Here is a 20,670-nt window from a genome sequence, read left to right on the forward strand (position 1 = left end):
AGGGTGATCGGCCGTGGGGCGGTGGCCCGCGCGCGTCCGATTGCCGGTCGGCCGTCTGACCTCGCGTATCTTCACGTTCACGGTGCGGCTGTGCCCCCGGCCGCCCGCCCCGTAGGCTGCCCATTGGACTAGACCTATAGCTGCTTCCTGGAGGATTGGGATCCCATGAGCAACCGTGCAGTCCTGGAGGTGATCGCTCTCGACGCGGAGGACGCGGTCGCTGCCCAGGCGGGTGGTGCCGACCGGCTCGAACTGGTCACCGACATGGCGGCGGACGGTCTCACCCCGTCCTGCGCGACCTTCGCGGCGATCCGGGCCGCGGTGGACATCCCGCTGCGGGTGATGCTCAGAGTGGCGGACGGTTTCGCGGCCGGCGACGTCGGCATACTCGTCCGCAAGGCGCGCGAGCTGCGGGCCGAGGGTGCCGACGAGTTCGTGCTCGGCTTCCTGGACGAGGGCGGCCACGCCGACCTCGTCGCGGTCGAGCGGATCGTCGCCGGACTGGACGGCTGCAACTGGACGTTCCACCGCGCGATCGACCGCGCCGCCGACCGGGACGCACTGCGCAAGTCCCTCGCGGACCTGCCGGGCCTGGACACGTACCTCACCGCGGGATCGCCCGCCGGGGTCGACGACGGCATCCCCACACTGCTGGTCGAGGCGGCACGCAAGGGTGAGCCGGGGTACGAGCCGCAGATCCTCGTCGGCGGCGGCCTGCGGCTGGAGCACCTGCCGGAGCTGCTGGACGCGGGCATCGACGCCGTCCACATCGGCGGCGCCGCCCGGCCGGGCGGCTGGTCGGGACCGGTGGACGCGGCGGCGGTACGGGAGTGGCGGGACGTGCTCGACGCGTAGGGCGGTCGCGTGCGAGGCGGGGCGGGTGCCGGGCGACGGCACCCGCCCCGCCGCCGTTTCCGGCCCGGCCGCACGGGCTGGTGCTGTCATGACCCTGGCGCAACAATCACCCCCGGCGCCACAATGAACCGGCGGTGTGGGAACGCTCCCACGATGCCTCCCCGGCCTTGCGCCTCGCACATGGGAGCGTTCCCACCACGCGCGCCATCTCCACCGTTTCTTTCCCGACGTTCCGCCCGCCCCCTACCGAAAGGCCCCCGGTGAACGCCTCCCCGCCCCCGTCCCCCACCGGCCGCGCCCGCGCCCCGCACGGCCGCCGTGTACTCGGCGCGTTAGCCCTCGCCGCACTGTTCGCCGGTGCCCTCACCGCACCCGGCGCCGCCGCCGATGACGCCGACCCCGCCCCGGAACAGATCACCAACGGCGACTTCTCCGCGGGCACAGCGCCCTGGTGGTGGACGGCCAACACCGCCGCCGCCGTCACCGACGGCCGGCTCTGCACCGACGTGCCGGCGGGAACGGCCAACCCGTGGGACGTGATCGTCGGCCAGAACGACATCCCGCTCGTCGCGGGGGAGACGTACACCCTCACCTACACGGCGACGTCCACCACCCCGCTCTCCATCCACACCAACGTCCAGCTGGCCACCGAGCCGTACACGACCGACCTCTCCGCGACCGACCCGATCGGCACCGATGCGGTGCCCGTCACCCACGTCTTCACCGCGACCGCCGACCGCGACGCCGCCCAGGTCGCCTTCCAGATCGGCGGCGGCGACGAGGCGACCACCTTCTGTCTCGACGACGTGTCCCTGCGCGGCGGCGCCGAACCACCCGTGTACGTCCCCGACACCGGGTCGCCCGTCCGCGTCAACCAGGTCGGCTACCTCCCGCAGGGCCCCAAGGAAGGCACCCTCGTCACCGAGGCCACCGCGCCCCTGACCTGGACCCTGCGCGCCGCCGACGGAACGGCCGCCGCCACCGGCACCACCGTCCCGGGCGGCGTCGACCCGACGTCCCGCCAGAACGTCCACACCTTCGACTTCGGGGCCGTCACCACCCCGGGCGACGGCTACACCGTCGAGGTGGACGGGCAGGTCAGCGAACCCTTCTCGATCGGGTCCGACCTGTACGACTCGCTGCGCGGCGACTCGCTGGCGTACTTCTACCAGAACCGCAGCGGCATCGAGATCGACGCGGACCTCGTCGGCGCGCAGTACGCCCGGCCCGCCGGACACCTCGGCGTCGCCCCCAACAAGGGCGACACGGACGTGCCCTGCCGGCCGGGGGTCTGCGACTACCGGCTCGATGTGCGGGGCGGCTGGTACGACGCCGGTGACCAGGGCAAGTACGTCGTCAACGGCGGCATCGCGGTCGCCGAACTCATGGACACCTACGAGCGGACCCTGACGGCCGACGGGGCGGAGTCCGCCGAACTCGGCGACGGCGCGCTGCGCGTGCCCGAACACGGCAACGACGTGCCGGACATCCTCGACGAGGCGCGCTGGGAGCTCGACTTCCTGATGCGCATGCAGGTCCCGGCCGGGCAGCCGCTCGCCGGCATGGTCCACCACAAGATGCACGACGCCCAGTGGACCGGGCTGCCGATGATGCCCGACCAGGACCCCCAGCAGCGCGAGCTGCACGCGCCGACCACCGCCGCGACCCTCAACCTGGCCGCCACCGCCGCCCAGTGCGCCCGGCTCTTCGCCCCGTACGACGCGGACTTCGCCGCCCGGTGCCGTACCGCCGCCGAGACCGCGTGGACCGCGGCGAAGGCCCACCCGGACGTGCTCGCCGACCCGAACGACGGGACGGGCGGCGGGACGTACAGCGACGACGACGTCTCCGACGAGTTCTACTGGGCCGCCGCCGAACTCTTCACCACCACCGGCGCCGGCACCTACCGCCAGGCCCTCCTCGGCTCCCCGCTGCACGGCGACACCGACGCGGCGTTCCCCGCCGACGGCGGCATGTGGTGGGGCGAGACCGCCGGGCTCGGCGTCCTGACCCTCGCCACCGTCCCCAACGACCTGACCGCCGCCCAACTGGGACAGGTCCGCACGGTCGTCACCACCGCCGCCGACCGCTACGCGGCACAGACCGAGGACCAGGCGTACGGCGTGCCCTACGCCCCGGCCGGCCAGAACTACGTCTGGGGCTCCAACAGCCAGGTGCTCAACAACATGATCGTGCTGGCCACCGCGGCCGACCTCACCGGAAGGGCCGCGTACCGCGACGCCGTCCTGCGCGGCGCCGACTACCTCTTCGGACGCAACCCGCTCAACCAGTCGTACGTCACCGGATACGGCGAGCGCAGCTCCGAGAACCAGCACCACCGGGTCTGGGCCCACCAGAGCGACCCGTCCCTGCCCCACCCGCCCGCCGGCTCCCTCGCGGGCGGACCGAACCTCACCGCCCCCACCTCGGGCGACCCGGAGGCCGCGGCCAAGCTCAACGGGTGCGCGGCGGCGATGTGCTACCTCGACGACAACGGCTCGTACGCCACCAACGAGGTCGCGATCAACTGGAACGCACCGCTGGCCTTCGTCGCCTCCTACCTGGACGACGCCGGAGCCGGCACGGGCCCGGCCCGCGCCTGCACCGTCACGTACTCCTCGCACCCGTGGCGCACCGGATCGACCACCACGGTCACGGTGAAGAACACCGGAACCGAGGCGCTCACCCCCTGGTCCCTGACCTGGCTGCTGCCGGGCGACCAGAAGCTCAGCCACACCTGGAGCGCCGAACTCGCCCAGTACGGACGGACGGTCACCGCGGCGCCGCTGTCCTGGAACCGCACCCTGGCCCCGGGAGCGGCGGTCGACTTCGGGTTCAACAGCAGCCTCTCGGGTCCGGCGGCCGACCCGGGAACGGTCAAGCTGAACGGGAGGGCGTGCACAACGGCCTGAACGGGAGCGGTGTGCGGGGGAGCCCCGCACACCGCCCCATCCCCTCAGCCCAACTGCGCGGGCAACGGGGCCGAGTGAAGGACGATCAGCCCGGACACGGCACGGGTCAGGGCCACGTACAGCCGGCGCAGCCCGGTCCGCTCGTCCGGCTCGCCGTCCACCACGGCCGCCGGCTCGTCCAGCACCACGTAGTCGTACTCCAGACCCTTCGCCAGCGACGCCGGCACCAGGGTCAGCCGGGACTCGGCGGTCGTCTCCTGACCGGGCGAGAGATACGTGTGCCCCGCCGCCGTCAGCGCCTCGGCCAGTGCGGGGATCCGCGCGTCCGCGGCGATCAGACCCGTCGACCCCTCCTGCCGCAGCGACTCCACGCACGCCGCGACCACCGCCGCGTCCAGCCCGTCCGCCGCCTCCCGCACCGACAGCGAACCGGGCGACTCACGTACCGACTCCACCGCGGCCAGACCCGGTGAGATCACCGGCAGCAGCCGCGACGCGTACGCGATCACCTCGCGCGGCACACGGAAGCCCGCCGTCAGCTCCTCCACCATCGCGTCCGGTTTCCCCAGATGGTGCAGCGCCTGCTCCCAGCTCTGCGTCGACCAGGGCGTCGTGCCCTGCGCCAGGTCCCCGAGCACGGTCGCCGAACCGGTCGAGCACCGCCGGCCCACCGCCCGGTACTGCATGGGGGACAGGTCCTGGGCCTCGTCGATGACGACATGACCGAGCGAGTGCGTACGCGCCACCAGGTCGTTCGCCTCGTCGATCAGCACCGCGTCCGCCGCCGACCACTTCGCGGACCTCACACTGCGGGCCGGCCTGGCCCACAGGATCGTCTTCTGCTCGTCCTCGGTCAGCAGCCCGTCCGCCTGCGCGGCCAGGAACTCCGGATCCGACAGCAGCCGCAGCACCAGCTTCGACGGATCGACCGCGGGCCAGGCCGCCTTCACCGCCGCCTTCACCGCGGGATTCCGCGCCACCGCGTTCTGCACCCGGTCGTCGGGCGCCTCGCCCGCCTCCTCCATCCGCACCAGCACGGCATGCGCGATGCGCTGCGGCAGAGCCTCGTGGGCGGCTCCGTACCGCATGTCGCGGTCCAGCAGCTCCTTGACCATCTCCTCGATCTCGTACGCCGGAACGCGCCAGCGGCGGGACCCCCGCACCACCATCACGGGCTCCGTCGGCATGGTCACGTGCGAACGGATCGCCCGCCGCAGCACCTCCGCCATCCGGGCATCGCCCTTCACCACGGCGGCCCGCGCCTCGTCCGTGCCCCGGACCTCGACCTGTGCCGTCACCAGGTCGTCGACGGTCGCCTGCTTCACCTCCAGCTCACCGAGCGCCGGCAGCACCTGCTCGATGTAGTGCAGGAACGACTTGTTCGGCCCGATGACCAGGGTCCCGGTGCGGGCCAGCCGCTCCCGGTGCGCGTACAGCAGATACGCGACCCGGTGCAGGCCCACGGCCGTCTTCCCGGTGCCCGGCCCGCCCTGCACGCACACCGTGCCGCCGAGCCCGCTGCGGACGATCTCGTCCTGCTCCGGCTGGATCGTCGCGACGATGTCACGCATCGGACCGACACGCGGCCGCTCGATCTCCGCCTGGAGCAGCTTGCTGGTCTGCGCCGCCTCCGAGGGGTCGGTGAGGTGCTCGTCCTCGTACGCGGTCAGCTCACCGCCCGTGTAGCCGAAGCGGCGCCGCTGGCCCACGTCCAGCGGATCCTTCCGGGACGCCCGGTAGAACGGCTGGGAGACCGGCGCGCGCCAGTCGATCACCATCGGGTCGCCGCCGGCGTCATGGACGTGGCGCCGCCCGATGTAGAACTGCTCGCCCTCCGCGCCCTCGGCCTGCTCGGCGCCGACCACGTGGAGGTAGTCCAGCCGCCCGAAGAACAGCGGGGTGTGGGCGAGGTCGGCGAGCGACTTGATGCGGTCGGTGATCTGCGCCTGAAGGACGGCGGCGTTCACCCAGTTCGCCGTGACGTCGCGGATGTCGAGGGCCTGGGCGTCCTCGCGCATCGCGCGCAGCGCGGCGCGCGATGCGGCGAGGTGGGCGCGCTCGTGCGCGAGGGGGTCGGTGGTGGTGTCGCTTTCGTGTTCGTGCGCGGGCACGGTGTTGCCTCCGGCATTCAACGCAGGACGGCGGACCGCATCGCCCCGTGTACGTGGGGTGCGGTCCGCTCGGGAATCGATCACTGGCTGTCGGCCGGTTTCCGTCCGGTCGGCGGCGCTCCCCCGGCTGCCGGACAGGCCCTTGCGGGCGGCCGGTACCACGGTGCGGGAGGCGGGCAGACCGGCGATTCTAGCGACCACCCGTCCCGGGCGCGAACGAATACCGGCACGCCTCCACCCCGTAGGGGACGCCGTGCGACCACAGAGGGAGACGGCCGCCCCCGGGCTTCCGTCTCCGGACCGACGCGGTGACGCGCCCGTCCGGAGCACCATGGAAGACATGAGCACCGTCACCCTGAACCCCAGAAGGACCGGCCCCGCGCACGGCGCCACCGCGGCCACCGGTCACCCCCACAGCCACCGGGCCGGAGACGCCCTGCGCGCCGTCAGGATCTTCGCCCGGGCCGCGTTCGGCGTCGTCGTCCTCGGCGAGTACGCGGAAGAGGCGGGCGTCCGCCGCTGAGTCAGCCCTCCGCCAGCAGCTCGTCCGCGTCCATGATCCGGTACGCGTAACCCTGCTCCGCCAGGAACCGCTGGCGGTGCGCCGCGAAGTCCTGGTCGATCGTGTCCCGCGCGACCACCGAGTAGAACCGCGCCTCGTGCCCGTCCGCCTTCGGACGCAGCACCCGGCCCAGCCGCTGGGCCTCCTCCTGACGCGAGCCGAACGTACCCGACACCTGAATGGCGACGGTGGCCTCCGGCAGGTCGATGGAGAAGTTCGCCACCTTCGACACGACCAGCACGCTGATCTCACCCTCCCGGAAGGCGCCGAACAGCTTCTCGCGCTGGGCATTGGTGGTCTCGCCCTTGATCACCGGGGCGTCCAGATGCTCTCCCAGCTCGTCGAGCTGGTCGATGTACTGCCCGATGACCAGCGTCTGCTCACCCTTGTGCTTGCGCACCAGCGCCTCGGTGACCTTCCGCTTCGTCGCCGTCGTCGCGCAGAACCGGTACTTCTCCTCCGCCTCGGCGGTCGCGTACGCCAGCCGCTCCGAGTCCGTCAGATTGACCCGCACCTCGACACAGTCGGCCGGAGCGATGTAGCCCTGCGCCTCGATCTCCTTCCACGGAGCGTCGAACCGCTTCGGCCCGATCAGCGAGAAGACGTCCGACTCGCGGCCGTCCTCCCGCACCAGCGTGGCCGTGAGCCCCAGCCGGCGCCGCGCCTGCAGATCGGCGGTGAACTTGAACACCGGCGCGGGCAGCAGATGCACCTCGTCGTAGATCACCAGACCCCAGTCGCGGGAGTCGAACAGCTCCAGGTGCGGATAGATCCCCTTACGCCGGGTCGTCAGCACCTGGTACGTCGCGATGGTGACCGGCCGGATCTCCTTGCGCGTACCGCTGTACTCGCCGATCTCCTCCTCCGTCAGCGACGTCCGCTTCACCAGCTCGTGCTTCCACTGCCGGGCCGACACCGTGTTCGTGACCAGGATCAGCGTCGTCGCCTTCGCCTGCGCCATCGCGCCCGCCCCGACCAGCGTCTTGCCCGCGCCGCACGGCAGCACGACCACACCCGAACCGCCGTGCCAGAACCCCTCGACCGCCTGCTGCTGATACGGCCGCAGCGCCCAGCCGCTCTCGTCCAGCTCGATCGGGTGCGCCTCGCCGTCCACGTACCCCGCGAGGTCCTCGGCGGGCCAGCCCAGCTTCAGCAGCGTCTGCTTGACCTGCCCGCGCTCGGACGGGTGCACCGCCACGGTGTCCGGATCGATCCGGGCCCCCACCAGCGGCTGGACCTTCTTCGACCGCAGGATCTCCTCCAGGACCGGCCGGTCCGTGGACGTCAGCACCAGCCCGTGCACCGGATGCTTGGACAGCGTCAGCCGGCCGTAGCGGTCCATCGTCTCGGCGATGTCGACGAGCAGCGCGTGCGGTACGGGGTAGCGGGAGTACTTCACGAGCGCGTCGACGACCTGCTCGGCGTCGTGCCCCGCCGCCCGCGCGTTCCACAGCCCGAGAGGGGTCAGCCGATAGGTGTGGATGTGCTCGGGCGCACGCTCCAGCTCCGCGAAGGGGGCGATCACACGACGGCAGGCGTCGGCCTGCTCGTGGTCGACCTCCAGGAGCAGCGTCTTGTCGCTCTGGACGATGAGGGGTCCGGTCACGCGCTTCGGCCCTTTCTGCGGGGCCGCCCACGGGGGCGGCGGGTTGGCCAAACCTCCAGTGTGCCGCATCTGTGGTCGTGGTGCGGGGTGCTGTGGTGCGGGGTTCCGTCCTCAATCGCCGGACGGGCTTGGTGTGTGCGGGTTCCCCGCGACCCGGGGGCGCCTGCCCGGTGGGTGGGGGTCCGGTGCCCCTCCGGGGCGTCTCCTCAAACGACGAACGTTTCCAGTCCCACGCGGCGGGAGCCCGGTATCCGTTCGTCGTCCTGCGGGGACTCCCCTGCACGGCCCCGGACCCGGCCGCCGAGCGTCTGCGGCAGTCGTCTCGTCGGCGTTCAGACGCATGGCGGGCCGGGTGGGGGCGTGCAGGGGGGTCCCCGCAGAAAAATGGCGTACTACCCGGCCCCTGCAACGTGTCGGGTTGCCACGCCAGTTTTTGAGGAGACGCCCCGGAGGGCCCCCACCCCCACCCACCGGGCATTCGCGCCCCACGGGGGACCCGCGCAAAAGCCTGTCGAGGGGGTCCCCCCATGCCCTTAAGGCTATGGGGGAGATTGAGGACGGAACCCCGTCAGCTCTGGTCGTCCGCCAGTTCTGCGACGCCCGTGATCCGGTGGAGCGGGTACGTGCGGACCTCGTCCGCCGTGTGGTCGTACGCCGTCACGTAGCCGCCCTCGACGCGGACCGGGGCGATCACCCGCTGGCTCGCCGCGCCCTCCGCGTTGACGTAGCCGATCCAGATCGCGGAGCCCGTCATCGCCGCGGCCTGGACGGTGACCAGGGTCTCCGCGGAGGTCGTGCGGGGCAGGGCGCCGGCGGGCGAGGAGGGGCCCGTCTCCTTGTGGACGACCGTGGCCGCCGTGTCCCCGGCCCGGATCGCCCGGACCGCCGCGCCCAGCAGCGTGGGGTCGGGCAGGGGCGGGCCCTCGGGGACGGGGACGGGGGCGGTGCGCGGCGGTGTGCGGCGGGCGCCCGCGCGGGTGATCAGGACGTCGCCGTCGGCGGACTCCGCGGCGGGCGCGTAGCCCATGTCGCGCAGGCCGTCGAGGAGGGAGGCCGGGTCGGTCTGGGCGGCCAGGGCCGTGGGCGCGAGCCGCCGCAGCCGCAGTGTGGCGGAGCGCTTGTCGGCGAGGATCTCGTTGAGGACGGCCTCGTCGTCGCAGCGTACGTACGCGGAGGCGGCACCGATCCGCAGGTGCCCGTGGCGCCGGGCGACGTCGTCGATGAGGTAGCTGAGCGGCTGGGGGACCGGCGTGCGGCTGTGCGCGGCGAGGAAGGCGTGCAGGTCGGCGGCGGACTGCCCGGCGTCGAGGGCGCGGCGTACGGAGCCGGGGGTGAAGCGGTAGACCGTCGCGCCGCCCTTGGACTCGACGTCGGCGAGGACGCCGAGCGTGTCGGCGAGGGGGCGTTCCAGCGGGCCGGGCGCGACGGCTGTCAGGTCGGCCTGGAGGAGGACGTGGTCGAGGGGTTCCGGGATGAGCGGGGCGAGCCGGGCGGCGGCCTCGGCGGGCCCGCCGGAGAGCAGGGCGCGGGTCTGCGAGGCAAGGGCGCCGCGGCCGGTGATGCCGAGGAGCTCGGACTCGTTCAGCGTCCACAGGGCGAGCCGGGACCGCAGGTCGGTGGTGTCCCCGGCGGAAGTGGAGGCGCCGCGCAGCGGGCGTTCCCAGCGGAGCCGGGCGAGGAGCGTTTCCGGGTCGGGGGCGGTGCCGGGCGGCAGCGTGGCGAGGAGGGCGAGGACCCGGTGGCGTACCTCGGGCGCGGCGGAGCGGTCCAGTTCGGGGCCGAGGGTGGACAGGGCGCGGCCCTTGGCGTCCTGGCCGCCGACGAGCCCGGAGGTGCGGGTGGCGGCGAGCCAGGCGGCGGCGAGCCGCACCCAGCGGTCCTGGGCGGAGAGTTCGGTCCAGTCGTCGTACGCGGGCGTCGGCGCGTACCGTTCGTCGGCCTCGCCGTCGGAGGCCAGCAGCCCGGCCGCGTAGGCGAGTTCGATCCAGAACGCGGCGAGGGGTTCGGAGACGTCGAGGACGGCGGCGGTCTTCTTGAGTTCGCGGACGCTGAGGCCGCCGGCCCGCAGTATGGCGGGGCCGCCGCCGTTCCAGCTCTTCAGTAGTTCCTCGACGGTGGAGACGGCGAGGAACGCCTGGCCGGCCGCGGCGCTGTCCACAGCCTGTGGATCACGTTCGGCGACGGCCACGACGGCGGGCGGCTGCGGTTCGGGCACGCGGTGGGCGCGTCCGGCCCGCAGGTGCAGGGCGGCCTCGCGCGGCAGGACGACGGTGCGGGTGGACACGGGCAGCAGGAGCCCGCGGTCGCGCAGCCACTTCACGGGCGGGGTGGGGTTCGGCGTCACCTCGCCGTACGGCGGGCCCCAGACCAGCCGGTCCAGTACGGCCAGCGCCTCCACCGGCGCGGTGTCGAGGAGTTCGCCCATCCGGGTGCGGTCGGTGAAGAGCGCGGACAGGGCGGTCACCGCGGACACCGGGTCGTAGGTGGCGGGCAGTCCGGCGGCCGTGAGGATCTCCTGGAGGCGGCCGGGCGACATGCCGGCCGTGGCCTCGGCGATGGTCGGCCCGAGGCCGGTGGGGGAGGGGTGCTGCGGCGTGGGCGACAGCAGTTCGCGGGCGGTGCGCACCAGGCGCAGCCGGTCGTCCTCCCCCCAGACGAGGGCCTGTTCACGCAGGGTGCCCAGGGCGCGGGGCAGCGCGGCCACGATCGCGGCGCCCGCGTCGTCCCGGTGCTCCCCGTCGTCGCGGCCGTCGCCCGTGAGCAGGCCGAGCAGCGTGTCGTACGGCGCCGGGTCGGGCGCGACGGCCAGCGCCTCGGCGGTCTGCAGGGCGAAACGGTCGAGGTGTTCCAGGGCGCGGACGACGGAGGCACGGGTGCCGGCGCGCGTCGCGAGCTGGGTGATGTCGCCGGGCACGGGGCTGAGGAGGTCGGGACGGGCACGCAGCAGCCCGGCCAGTGACTCGTCGTCCCGGGCGCGCAGAGCCTCGGCGAGCGTCCGCGGTGGTGTGGTCATCCCCATCCGTCCCACGGTAGTCGCTCCGGACAGGCCCGAGGGCGCTACCGTCGGTGCAGGGCCGTAGAGGGGAACCATCGCGTGGGGATCGAGAGCGACCAGCTGGTCTACGACTACCTGAGCCGGGTCGGGGACCTGGCGCAGCAGCAACAGCTGTCCTCGGGCACCCGGATGAGGCTCGTCTCGGCGTTGCGGAGCGAGATCGACCGGCAGCGGGTGAAGCAGGCCGCGGACACGCCCGGGGCGGTGCGCCGCATCATCGGGGGGCTCGGAACCCCGGACGAACTCGTCGCGGCGGCGGCCCTGTCGGGGGACGGTACGCCGTTGTTGCCGCAGGAGCCGGAACAGGGTGCCGCGAAGCCGGCGGGGGTCCCGCGCCCGCGCCGGGCGAAGCTCCGGAAAGACAGTTCGCGCAAGGGCGCGTCGGAGGCCGCAAGAGCGGTGCCGGCGCCGTCCCCGCCGCACCGTGCGGGTTCGGAGGAGCTCGGCCCGTCCTCGGGGGACGGCACGGACTGGTGGAGCGTCGCCCCGGGCCCGTTCGGCGAGTTCGGCGCGGGCACGGACGTGCCGGGTTTCCGGGGCGGGGTGGAGATCCCGGCGGTGCTGCGGCCTCCGGTGCCGGACGACGAGGACGAAGAGGAAGCCGAGGCCGAGGCCGAGGAAGAGGACGACGAGGAGTACGACGACGAGGCCGCGGAGGAGGCCGCCGTGCCGCGCCGGCGGCTGCCGCGGCTGCGCCGGGTCCGGGTCCGTGAGGAGGGGGCGCGGCGCGGCTTCTCGCACCCGCTGCTTCTGCTCGCCGCCGTGCTGCTGGTGGCCGGTGCGGTGCTGGACACCCCGCAGGCCGCCGTGCCGGTGCTGGCGGCCGGCTGGGGGCTCGCGTACGGCACGCGCAAGCTGTCCCGGGCGCAGGCGAAGTGGGCGGCGATGGGGCTGCCCGGTGCGGTCGCCGTGGCGGCCCTGGTGTGGCTGTGGGGCCGGATGGACGGCCGGTGGGGCGCGCCCATCCCGGAGGGGCAGATGGGCCCGGCGATCGGCCAGACGTGGCCGTGGGTGGTGCGGGGGGCGGCCGTGGCCTCCGCGCTCTACCTGGTGTGGCGGGCGCGGGGCCCTCGGCCGGGCGGGCGTTGAGGTCCAGCGGTGGGTGCTCCGGGGTTCGCCTCTGTCCGGTAGGTGGGGGTGGGGGCCCTCCGGGGCGTCTCCTCAAAAACTGGCGTGGCAACCGGAGACGTTGCGGGGGCCGGGTATTACGCCATTTTTCTGCGGGGACCCCCCTGCACGCCCCCACCCACTCTCACGTGCGTCTGAACACCGACGAAACGACTGCCGCAGACGCAAGGCGGCCGGGTCCGGGGCCGTGCAGGGGAGTCCCCGCAGGACGACGAACGGATACCGGGGTTCGTTCGCGTGGGACTGGAAACGTTCGTCGTTTGAGGAGACGCCCCGGAGGGGCCCCGGACCCCCACCCACCGGGGAACGGCGCACCCCGGGTCGCGGAGCACCCGCACCCAAGCCCGTCCGGCGATTGAGGACGGAACCCCGCACCACAGCACCCCGCACCCCGCACCCCGCACCACGGCGGCTACGGCCGCCAGGGCGCTCCCGGTACGACGAGCGGCGAGCCCGTCACCGGGTCGGGGACGATCACGGCCTCGAGGCCGAAGACCTCGCGGACGAGCTCGGCGGTGACGACGTCCTCCGGGCGGCCCTCGGCGACGATCCGGCCGGACTTCATGGCGACCAGGTGGTCGGCGTACCGGGCGGCCTGGTTCAGGTCGTGCAGGACCGTCACCACGGTCCGGCCGCGGGTGCCGTCCGCCGCCGGGGTGGCGAGCCGGCGGACCAGGTCGAGGACCTCCACCTGGTGGGCGATGTCGAGGTAGGTGGTCGGCTCGTCGAGCAGCAGCAGGTCGGTGTCCTGGGCGAGGGCCATCGCGATCCACACGCGCTGGCGCTGCCCGCCGGAGAGCTCGTCCACCGACCGGGAGCCGAGGGCGGTGATGTCGGTGCGCTCCATGGCCTCGGTCACCGCCCGCTCGTCGTCCTGCGACCACTGCTGCCACCAGTGCTGGTGGGGCTGGCGGCCGCGGGCGACGAGGTCGGAGACGGTGATGGCCTCGGGCGCCACCGGGGTCTGCGGGAGCAGCCCGATCGACTGGGCGATCTTCTTGGTGGGGATGCCGGACAGTTCGCTGCCGTCCAGGAGGACCGCCCCGCCGCGCGGTTTGAGGAGCCGGCCGAGTGCGCGCAGCGTCGTCGACTTGCCGCAGGCGTTCGGCCCGACGATGACGGTCACCTTCCCGTCGGGGACGGCGAGGTCCAGCTCGTGGACGACGGTGCGGTCCTCGTACGCGAGCGTCAGCTCCCGTGCCCGCAGCCGGCTGGGTACGGCGTCCTGCTGCCGGGTCGTGGTCATGCGTTGCCTCCCCTGCGGCCACCGTGACCGCGGATGATCAGCCAGATCAGGTACGGGGCGCCGACCGCCGCCGTCAGGACGCCCACCGGGAGTTCGGTGGGGGAGAAGAGTCTGCGGGCCAGCAGGTCCGCGAAGACGACGATCACCGCGCCGAGCAGCGCCGAGCAGAGCAGCGGGATCTGCGCGGTGCGGGTCATGCGGCGGGCGATCTGGGGGGCGAGCAGCGCGACGAAGTCGACGGGCCCGGCCGTGCCGGTGGCCACGGACGCCAGGATCACGCCGAGGGCGACGAGCCCGAGCCGGGTCCTGCCCAGCCGGACCCCGAGCGCGGTCGCGGTGTCGTCGTCCATGGAGACGCTGCGCTGGGCGCGTGCCGCCCACAGGACGGCGGGCAGCAGGATCAGCAGCGTCCAGCCGATGGGCGCGGCCTCGTCGTAGCCGCGGCCGTTGAGGGAGCCCGTCATCCAGATCTGCGCCTGCTGGGCGACGAGGTAGTCGCCCTTGGTCAGGAACAGGGTGGTGACCGAGCGCAGCGCGATCGCGAAGCCGATGCCGATCAGGACGAAGCGGGTGGCGTGCAGCCCGCCGCGCCAGGCGAAGAGGTAGACGAGCGCGGCCGCCGCGACCCCGCCGATCACCGAGAGGTAGGGCAGCACGGTGTACGAGGTGATGCCGTACGTCATCGCGCCGACGGTGAGCGCGCTCGCGCCCTGGCTGATGCCGATGATGTCGGGGCTGGCGAGCGGGTTGCGGGCCACGGTCTGGATGAGCGCGCCGGCGATCCCGAAGGCGAGGCCGACGAGGAGACCGACGACCATGCGGGGCAGCCGCAGCGTGCCGACGACGAGTTCGTCCGGGGACGGCCGCCCCAGGACGACGTTCACGACCTCGGACGGCGCGACGAAACTCTCGCCGACACAGAGGTACGCGACACAGACGACGGCCAGCAGCACGACGAGGACGGCGGCGACGACCGCGGCCCGGCGGTGCAGCAGGAACCGTCCGCGCGACCCGATCCGTACGAGGCCGTAGCCGGCGGGCCGCACGGCGGCCGTCGGGGCGCTCATGCGGGCACCGCCTTCCGGCGCACCAGCGTGACCAGGAACGGCACCCCGATCAGGGCCGTCATGACCCCGGCGGGCACCTCGCTCGGCGGGAAGACGATCCGGCCGATGACATCGGAGACGAGCAGCATCACGGGTCCGATCAGGGCGGCCATCGGGAGCACCCAGCGGTGGTCGCTGCCGACGATCGCGCGGGCGATGTGCGGGACGGCGAGCCCGATGAACGCGATCGGGCCGGCCGCGGCGACCCCGGCGCCGGTCAGGACGGTGGCTCCGATGCCGCCGACGATCCGTACGGTCGCGACCTTCTGGCCGAGGCCCTTCGCCATGTCCTCGCCGAGCGCGAGCGCGTCGAGCCCGCGCGCCACACAGAGCACGAGGACCGTCCCGATCAGGAGGAACGGCCAGATCTGCTGGGCGACCTGGGCCTCGCGGCCGGCGATCGAGCCGACCTGCCAGAACCGGAACTCGTCGAGCGCGGACGCCTTCGTGGTCAGCACGGCCATGGTCACGGACACCAGCAGCGCGTTGATCGCGGCGCCGCCGAGCGCGAGCTTCACCGGGGTCGCGCCGCCGCGCCCGCTGGAGGCGATGGCGTACACGGCGACGGAGGCGATGGCGGCGCCCGCGAAGGCGAACCACACGTATCCGGTGAGCGTGTGGATGCCCGCGTACGCGATGGCCAGCACCACACCGACCGAGGCGCCCTGGCTGATGCCGAGGATGCCGGGATCGGCGATGGGGTTACGGGTGATGCCCTGGAGCACCGTGCCGGCGAGGGCGAGCGAGGCGCCGACCATCAGGCCGATCAGGGTGCGGGGCACCCGCATGTTCCGGATGACCTCGGCGGCGTCGGAGTGGCCGCCGTGCAGCAGGGCGTCGAGGACGGCGGACGGGGCGATGGAGCGCGCCCCCACGGCGAGGCTGAGCAGTACGGCGAGCAGCAGCGCCACGACGGCCGCCGCCGTCGCGAGAGCGCGTCTGGAACGGCGTGGTGCGGCGGCTGACATCGATCCTCATAGACAGGCGGGCAAGCGGGACAAGGCAGAGCGAAGTAAGGCTTGGCTAGCCTATGCGGAGGCTGTGCGGGGTCGAACAGGGGTACGCCGCGCGCGGGCGCTCGGCACAATGGAGGGCATGGCTTCCCACGCGCTGACGGTCGGCTTCGACCTGGACATGACGATCATCGACTCCCGGCCCGGCATCAAGGCCGTCTACCAGGCACTCGCCGCCGAGACGGGGGTGTGGATCGACACCGACCTGGTGGTGACCCGGCTCGGTCCGCCCCTTGAGGAGGAGCTCGCGAACTGGTTCCCGGCGGCCGCGGTGCCCGCGATGACCGACCGCTACCGCGAGATCTATCCCACATACGGGATCGGCCCGACGCTGGCGATGCCGGGTGCGCGGGAGTCGGTCGAGGCGATCCGCGCGCTCGGCGGCCGGACGATGGTCGTGACCGCGAAGTACGAGCCGAGCGCGAAGCTTCACCTCACGCACCTCGGCATAGAGCCCGACGTGATCGTGGGCGGCCTGTGGGCCGAGCGGAAGGCGGAGGCGCTGCGGGAGCACGGGGCGGGGATCTACGTGGGCGACCACACGGGAGACGTGCGCGGCGCACGGGCGGCGGACGCGCTGTCGGTGGGCGTGACCACGGGCCCGTGCGACGAGGCCGAGCTGCGTGCTGCTGGCGCGGACGTGGTGCTGACGTCGCTGACGGAGTTCCCGGCGTGGCTGGAGAGCTACCGGGCGTAGGGCGTACGCCCCGTCGTCACCGGCGCTGGGGCGACCCGGCCCGCACCGACCGGACCACGCCCGCCGCGGCGATCAGGAAGCCGACGCCCATCAGCATGCAGAGCGACCAGGCGACCGACGGCAGCGGGTCCGTGCCCAGGAAGAGCGGGGCCATCGTGACCAGGGTGCACACGGCGCCGACGAAGAAGACGATCGCGCCGATACGGACCAGCCGGTCACCGGCGCCGGAAGTGGGAGTACTCACCCCGCCAGGGTAGTTCCCGGCGGCGGAGCACCCGAGGGCGGCCGGTCGAAGAAGCAGGTGCCGTTTCCGGACAGAGTCCGGATGACCAGGCTTGACGAGGGGTACTTCACCTGTGGAGGCTTCTGCCAGCAGGGGAGCACGACCACAGGACGGCCTGACCTGCTGAGGCTCTGTTCCGGCATACGGGTTGAGATGGGGTGCGTGCTTTGCCGACTGGCAAGGTCAAGTGGTTCAACAGCGAGAAGGGCTTCGGCTTTCTCTCCCGCGACGACGGCAGCGACGTCTTCGTGCACTCGTCCGTGCTTCCCGACGGAGTCGACGCACTCAAGCCCGGCCAGCGCGTCGAGTTCGGCGTGGTCGCCGGACAACGCGGTGACCAGGCGCTTTCCGTGGCGATCCTCGACCCCACCCCGTCCGTCGCGGCGGCCCAGCGCCGCAAGCCGGACGAGCTGGCGTCGATCGTCCAGGATCTGACGACCGTGCTGGAGAACATCACGCCGATGCTGGAGCGCGGCCGCTACCCCGACAAGGCGGCGGGCGCCAAGATCGCCGGTCTGCTGCGCGCGGTCGCGGACCAGCTCGACGTGTAGCCGGCGGACGCGGGCGGATCAGACGAACGACAGCGCGTCCGGGCCGAGGGGCGGAACCAGTCCCTCGGCCGCGGCGCGCGTCAGCAGACCGCGGATCGCCGCGTAGCCGTCCTCGCCGAGGTCGGCGGTGAACTCGTTCACGTACAGACCGATGTGCTGGTCGGCGACGGACGGGTCCATCTCCTGCGCGTGCTCCAGGACGTAGGGGCGGGAGGCCTCCGGGTCGTCCCACGCCATCCGCACCGAGGTGCGCACCGACTCGGCGAGCAGCTTCAGCGTGTCCGCGCCCAGGGAGCGCTTGGCGATGATCGCGCCGAGCGGGATCGGCAGCCCGGTCGTGTCCTCCCAGTGCCGCCCCATGTCGGCCAGGTTGTGGAGTCCGTAGTTCTGGTACGTGAAACGGGCCTCGTGGATGACGAGACCGGCGTCCACCTTGCCGTCGCGCACCGCCGGCATGATCTCGTCGAACGGCATGACGACGATCTCGCCGACCCCGCCGGGCACCTGGTCGGCGGCCCAGAGGCGGAACAGCAGATAGGCGGTGGAGCGCTCGCTGGGCACGGCGACGGTCCTGCCCGTCAGGTCCGTGCCCGCCTCCTTCGTGAGCACGAGCGGTCCGCAGCCCCGCCCCAGCGCCCCGCCGCACGGCAGCAGCGCGTACTCGTCGAGGACCCAGGGCAGCACCGCGTACGACACCTTGAGCACATCCAGCTCACCGCGCTCGGCCATGCCGTTGGTGATGTCGATGTCCGCGAACGTGACGTCGAGCGCGGGCGCGTCGGGGACCCGCCCGTGCGCCCAGGCGTCGAAGACGAACGTGTCGTTCGGGCACGGCGAGAAGGCGATCCGCAGCGGGTCAGGAGTCGTGTCGGTCATGGTGGATCCAGCCTTCCAGTACGGGGGTGAGCTGCCCGAACGCCTCGGTGAGCGCGCTCAGCGCGTCGCCGATGCGCCAGGCGTCGCGGTCGCGCGGGCCGACGGCGTTCGAGACGGCCCTGATCTCCAGGACGGGGACACCGAGCCGGTCGGCCGCCTCCGCGACCCCGAAGCCCTCCATGGCCTCGGCGACCGCGCCGGGGTGCGCGGCGAGGAGGGCGGCGGCGCGCCCTGCGCTGCCGGTGACGGTGGAGACGGTGAGGACGGTGCCGGTCCGCGCGCCGGTGGCCGCAGCCGTCTCCCGTACGAGCGCGGGGGGCGGGGTGAAGCGGTCGCGCCCGAAGCCGAGCGCGGTCACGGGGACGAAGCCCCCGGCGGTCTCGGCGCCCAGGTCCGCGGCCACGACCGCGTCCGCGACGAGGAGCGTGCCGACCGGAGCGGCACCGGCGAAACCGCCGCCGATGCCGGCCGAGATCACCAGGTCGTAGCGGTCGGCGGCCAGGGCGAACGCGGCGGAGGCGGCCGCCGCCGACGGTCCCGCACCGCCCGCGAGGACGTCGAACGGTCCCGCGCGGTGGATCTCCGCGCCCGGCACCGTACGGACGGACACCGCGTCAGCGGGCCCGAACGCGCGCGTGACCGCGTCCCGTTCCACCGGGACAGCGGTCACGACGAGCACACGCACGGGAGGAGTCCTCCGAGGTCGGGAGGGGGTCAGTCGGTCTTCTTGAGCTCGAAGTGCCAGATGCCCAGCAGCTCCTTGCCCTTGGTCTCCACGATGCTGAGCTGCGTCTTGTCCGTGGTCTCGCCGGTCTGGCTGGCGAAGAAGGCGCTGCCCGCGATGGAGCGGTAGGTCTTCTTGTTGGGCGCCTGCTCGGCCTGCTGGCCGTTGATGAAGATGGTCCAGCCGTTGTCCGCGACCTCGGGGTCGACACCGAAGTGGACCTGGTCCTCCATCGAGACCTTGACGGTCTTCTCGGCCTTCTTGTTGAGGCAGCCCTTGATGTCGGCTTCCTTGAGGGCCTTGCCGTCGTTGTAGCAGGACGCCTCGGTACTCACCGAGTTGTCGCCGACCGTCACGGTGGCGAGCGGCGTCGGCTTGTCGCAGGCGGAGAGGACAAGGAGTCCCGCGGACACGGCACCAAGAGCGACGCCGATTCGACGGCCCTTACCGGAGAAGAACGCAACGGTCATGGGCCGAAGGCTATCGGTCGCTCCGGCTCACGCCACGCGGGGGTGCGGCGAGCCGCGCCGCGCGGCGCCCAGCAGACCCCGTACGGACGCCGCCGCGCCGAGGGCGAGGATGCTCGCGGCGACCGACATGCCCAGTACGCCGTTGAGGGGGAGGGCGATCCCGATCGCCCCGCCGGCCACCCAGGCCATCTGGAGCAGCGTCTCCGAACGGGCGAAGGCGGAGGTCCGCACCTCCTCCGGCACGTCGCGCTGGATCATCGCGTCCAGCGACAGCTTCGACAGTGCCTGGGTGAACCCGGCCATGGCCGCCAGCGCGGCGACCATCACCGTGCTGAAGAAGACGGCGGCCAGCACGGCGACGCCCAGGGCCAGGCCCAGCACCGAGGCGATGATGATCTCGGGGCCGCGGGCCCGGATCCAGGAGCCGACCGCCGTGCCCAGCGCGTTGCCCACCCCGGCCGCCACGCCGACGATGCCGAGGGAGATCGCGGCGCTCTGCCCGGCGAGCGGGTGCTCGCGCAGCAGGAACGCCAGGAAGAAGATCAGGAAGCCGGAGAGCGCCCGGTGCGAGGCGTTGGCCTGCAGTCCGTGCAGGACGGACGGGCCGACGGAGCGCAGCCCGGGCCGCTTCTCGCCGCTCTTCTCCTTGGCCGGCTTCTTCCCGCTCTTCGGCGTGGCGGTCTTCCGCAGCGGTTCGGGCCGGCCGGGGCCCTCGCCGTGCGGCGGCACCAGCTGCGCCTTGCGCTCGCCCTTCGCGGAGTCCACCTTGGGCGGCAGCGTGAACGCGAGGACGGCACCGCCGACGAAGATCGCGCAGGCGCCGTACAGCGGCCACGGCGGCCCGATGGTCTGCAGCCCCGCCCCGACGGGCGCGGCCGCGCCCGTCGCCAGGAGACCGGCGAGGGTGACCCGCGAGTTCGCCTTCACCAGCGAGAAGCGGGGTGGCAGCAGCCGCGGCACGACGGCGCTGCGCACCACCCCGTACGCCTTCGAGCAGACCAGGACGCCCAGGGCCGCCGGATACAGCTCCAGGCCGCCGGTGGCGACCGCGCCCGACATGGTGAGCGCCAGCACGGCCCGGGCCAGCATGGAGCCCGCCATCGCGGCGCGGCGGCCGTGCGGGAGGTGGTCCAGGAGCGGGCCGATGACCGGGGCGAGCAGGATGAACGGTGCCATCGTGACGGCCAGGTACAGCGCGACGCGGCCGCGGGCCTGGTCCGTCGGCACGGAGAAGAACACCGTCGACGCGAGCGCGACCGTGATCATCACGTCGCCCGCGCCGTTCACCGCGTGCAGTTCGATCAGCTTGCCCAGGCCGGATTCGCCCGCCCCGTGGGCGTGCGTCGCCTTCCGGATGCCCCTGGCGGTTCCGGTGAACGGGGTGTGGAGGGCATGACCGATCGTCCGGCCCGTTCTGCGGAGCGGGCCGGATTCGTCGTGCGACCTGGCAGAAGCCACTTGGTCATAGTGCCCCA

At 73.0% G+C, this 20,670-nt stretch carries 17 protein-coding genes; 6 read left to right on the forward strand and 11 right to left on the reverse strand.

Going from position 1 to position 20,670, the window contains the following annotated elements; genetic code table 11:
- Positions 1–165: 165 nt before the first annotated feature.
- Entirely contained in the window at positions 166–855 is a 690-nt protein-coding gene (locus OG408_RS22245; protein ID WP_266781162.1) for a copper homeostasis protein CutC, read from the forward strand.
- A 260-nt stretch (positions 856–1,115) separates the two neighbouring features.
- Positions 1,116–3,767: a glycoside hydrolase family 9 protein gene (locus OG408_RS22250; protein ID WP_326671559.1), complete on the forward strand. Its 2,652-nt coding sequence runs from the start codon at positions 1,116–1,118 to the stop codon at positions 3,765–3,767.
- A gap of 44 nt (positions 3,768–3,811) precedes the next feature.
- Here OG408_RS22250 and OG408_RS22255 read toward each other — a convergent pair whose 3' ends face one another.
- On the reverse strand, positions 3,812–5,878 hold the full coding sequence (locus tag OG408_RS22255; protein ID WP_266781164.1) for a HelD family protein: 2,067 nt from the start codon (positions 5,876–5,878) through the stop codon (positions 3,812–3,814).
- Between the two features lie 340 nt (positions 5,879–6,218).
- On the opposite strand from OG408_RS22255, the gene OG408_RS22260 reads away from it, so the two are divergent.
- The gene (locus OG408_RS22260) at positions 6,219–6,401 is read left to right on the forward strand and encodes a hypothetical protein (protein WP_266781166.1); all 183 of its coding nucleotides are present in this window, start codon (positions 6,219–6,221) and stop codon (positions 6,399–6,401) included.
- Position 6,402: 1 nt separating this feature from the next.
- Here the strand turns inward: OG408_RS22260 and OG408_RS22265 are convergent, their stop codons facing one another.
- Together OG408_RS22265 and OG408_RS22270 are read right to left on the reverse strand one after the other, a co-directional pair.
- On the reverse strand, positions 6,403–8,046 hold the full coding sequence (locus OG408_RS22265) for a DNA repair helicase XPB (RefSeq protein ID WP_266781168.1): 1,644 nt from the start codon (positions 8,044–8,046) through the stop codon (positions 6,403–6,405).
- A 568-nt stretch (positions 8,047–8,614) separates the two neighbouring features.
- Positions 8,615–11,065 carry a helicase C-terminal domain-containing protein gene (locus tag OG408_RS22270; RefSeq protein WP_285573031.1) on the reverse strand — a complete coding sequence of 817 codons (2,451 nt, stop codon included), beginning with the start codon at positions 11,063–11,065 and terminating at the stop codon, positions 8,615–8,617.
- Between the two features lie 75 nt (positions 11,066–11,140).
- Between OG408_RS22270 and OG408_RS22275 the strand changes: the two genes are divergently transcribed.
- Positions 11,141–12,190 carry a hypothetical protein gene (locus tag OG408_RS22275; RefSeq protein ID WP_326671561.1) on the forward strand — a complete coding sequence of 350 codons (1,050 nt, stop codon included), beginning with the start codon at positions 11,141–11,143 and terminating at the stop codon, positions 12,188–12,190.
- A gap of 451 nt (positions 12,191–12,641) precedes the next feature.
- On the opposite strand, the gene OG408_RS22280 is transcribed toward OG408_RS22275, so the two are convergent.
- From OG408_RS22280 to OG408_RS22290, 3 genes are read right to left on the reverse strand one after another with little or no spacing between them, the layout of a single operon-like run.
- Positions 12,642–13,475 (reverse strand): ABC transporter ATP-binding protein, encoded by an 834-nt coding sequence (locus tag OG408_RS22280; protein WP_266781174.1) that lies wholly within the window; start codon positions 13,473–13,475, stop codon positions 12,642–12,644.
- Complete coding sequence (locus OG408_RS22285; protein WP_266781176.1) at positions 13,472–14,542, reverse strand: FecCD family ABC transporter permease; 1,071 nt, start codon at positions 14,540–14,542, stop codon at positions 13,472–13,474. Before OG408_RS22285 ends, OG408_RS22280 begins: the two co-directional genes overlap by 4 nt.
- A complete protein-coding gene (locus tag OG408_RS22290) occupies positions 14,539–15,549 on the reverse strand; it encodes a FecCD family ABC transporter permease (protein ID WP_266781178.1) in 1,011 nt (336 codons plus the stop codon). The genes OG408_RS22285 and OG408_RS22290 overlap by 4 nt, the downstream gene beginning before the upstream one ends.
- A gap of 127 nt (positions 15,550–15,676) precedes the next feature.
- Here OG408_RS22290 and OG408_RS22295 point away from each other — a divergent pair, with 127 nt between their 5' ends.
- Positions 15,677–16,291: an HAD family hydrolase gene (locus OG408_RS22295; RefSeq protein WP_442806057.1), complete on the forward strand. Its 615-nt coding sequence runs from the start codon at positions 15,677–15,679 to the stop codon at positions 16,289–16,291.
- A 16-nt stretch (positions 16,292–16,307) separates the two neighbouring features.
- On the opposite strand, the gene OG408_RS22300 is transcribed toward OG408_RS22295, so the two are convergent.
- Positions 16,308–16,535, reverse strand: a complete 228-nt coding sequence (locus tag OG408_RS22300; RefSeq protein WP_266781182.1) for a hypothetical protein — start codon at positions 16,533–16,535, stop codon at positions 16,308–16,310.
- A gap of 206 nt (positions 16,536–16,741) precedes the next feature.
- Between OG408_RS22300 and OG408_RS22305 the strand changes: the two genes are divergently transcribed.
- The gene (locus OG408_RS22305) at positions 16,742–17,125 is read left to right on the forward strand and encodes a cold-shock protein (protein WP_285574602.1); all 384 of its coding nucleotides are present in this window, start codon (positions 16,742–16,744) and stop codon (positions 17,123–17,125) included.
- Between the two features lie 18 nt (positions 17,126–17,143).
- Here the strand turns inward: OG408_RS22305 and OG408_RS22310 are convergent, their stop codons facing one another.
- From OG408_RS22310 to OG408_RS22325, 4 genes are read right to left on the reverse strand one after another with little or no spacing between them, the layout of a single operon-like run.
- Positions 17,144–18,001, reverse strand: a complete 858-nt coding sequence (locus OG408_RS22310; RefSeq protein WP_266781184.1) for a 1,4-dihydroxy-6-naphthoate synthase — start codon at positions 17,999–18,001, stop codon at positions 17,144–17,146.
- Positions 17,982–18,686 (reverse strand): futalosine hydrolase, encoded by a 705-nt coding sequence (locus tag OG408_RS22315; RefSeq protein ID WP_266781186.1) that lies wholly within the window; start codon positions 18,684–18,686, stop codon positions 17,982–17,984. Before OG408_RS22315 ends, OG408_RS22310 begins: the two co-directional genes overlap by 20 nt.
- A gap of 29 nt (positions 18,687–18,715) precedes the next feature.
- Entirely contained in the window at positions 18,716–19,195 is a 480-nt protein-coding gene (locus tag OG408_RS22320) for a DUF2771 domain-containing protein (protein ID WP_266781188.1), read from the reverse strand.
- A 27-nt stretch (positions 19,196–19,222) separates the two neighbouring features.
- Positions 19,223–20,653, reverse strand: coding sequence for an MFS transporter (locus OG408_RS22325; RefSeq protein ID WP_326671568.1), 1,431 nt, complete (start codon positions 20,651–20,653; stop codon positions 19,223–19,225).
- Positions 20,654–20,670: the final 17 nt, after the last annotated feature.

Origin of the sequence: Streptomyces sp. NBC_01257 (assembly GCF_035917255.1) — a bacterium.
GTDB lineage: Bacteria > Actinomycetota > Actinomycetes > Streptomycetales > Streptomycetaceae > Streptomyces.

Bases quoted from the DNA above. Each gene is read 5' to 3' on its own strand.
- OG408_RS22320 (WP_266781188.1), bottom strand. From the start codon at position 19,195: ATGACCGTTGCGTTCTTCTCCGGTAAGGGCCGTCGAATCGGCGTCGCT.
- OG408_RS22280 (WP_266781174.1), bottom strand. From the start codon at position 13,475: ATGACCACGACCCGGCAGCAGGACGCCGTACCCAGCCGGCTGCGGGCA.
- OG408_RS22310 (WP_266781184.1), bottom strand. From the start codon at position 18,001: ATGACCGACACGACTCCTGACCCGCTGCGGATCGCCTTCTCGCCGTGC.
- OG408_RS22295 (WP_442806057.1), top strand. From the start codon at position 15,677: ATGGCTTCCCACGCGCTGACGGTCGGCTTCGACCTGGACATGACGATC.
- OG408_RS22270 (WP_285573031.1), bottom strand. From the start codon at position 11,065: ATGGGGATGACCACACCACCGCGGACGCTCGCCGAGGCTCTGCGCGCC.
- OG408_RS22290 (WP_266781178.1), bottom strand. From the start codon at position 15,549: ATGTCAGCCGCCGCACCACGCCGTTCCAGACGCGCTCTCGCGACGGCG.
- OG408_RS22285 (WP_266781176.1), bottom strand. From the start codon at position 14,542: ATGAGCGCCCCGACGGCCGCCGTGCGGCCCGCCGGCTACGGCCTCGTA.
- OG408_RS22260 (WP_266781166.1), top strand. From the start codon at position 6,219: ATGAGCACCGTCACCCTGAACCCCAGAAGGACCGGCCCCGCGCACGGC.
- OG408_RS22245 (WP_266781162.1), top strand. From the start codon at position 166: ATGAGCAACCGTGCAGTCCTGGAGGTGATCGCTCTCGACGCGGAGGAC.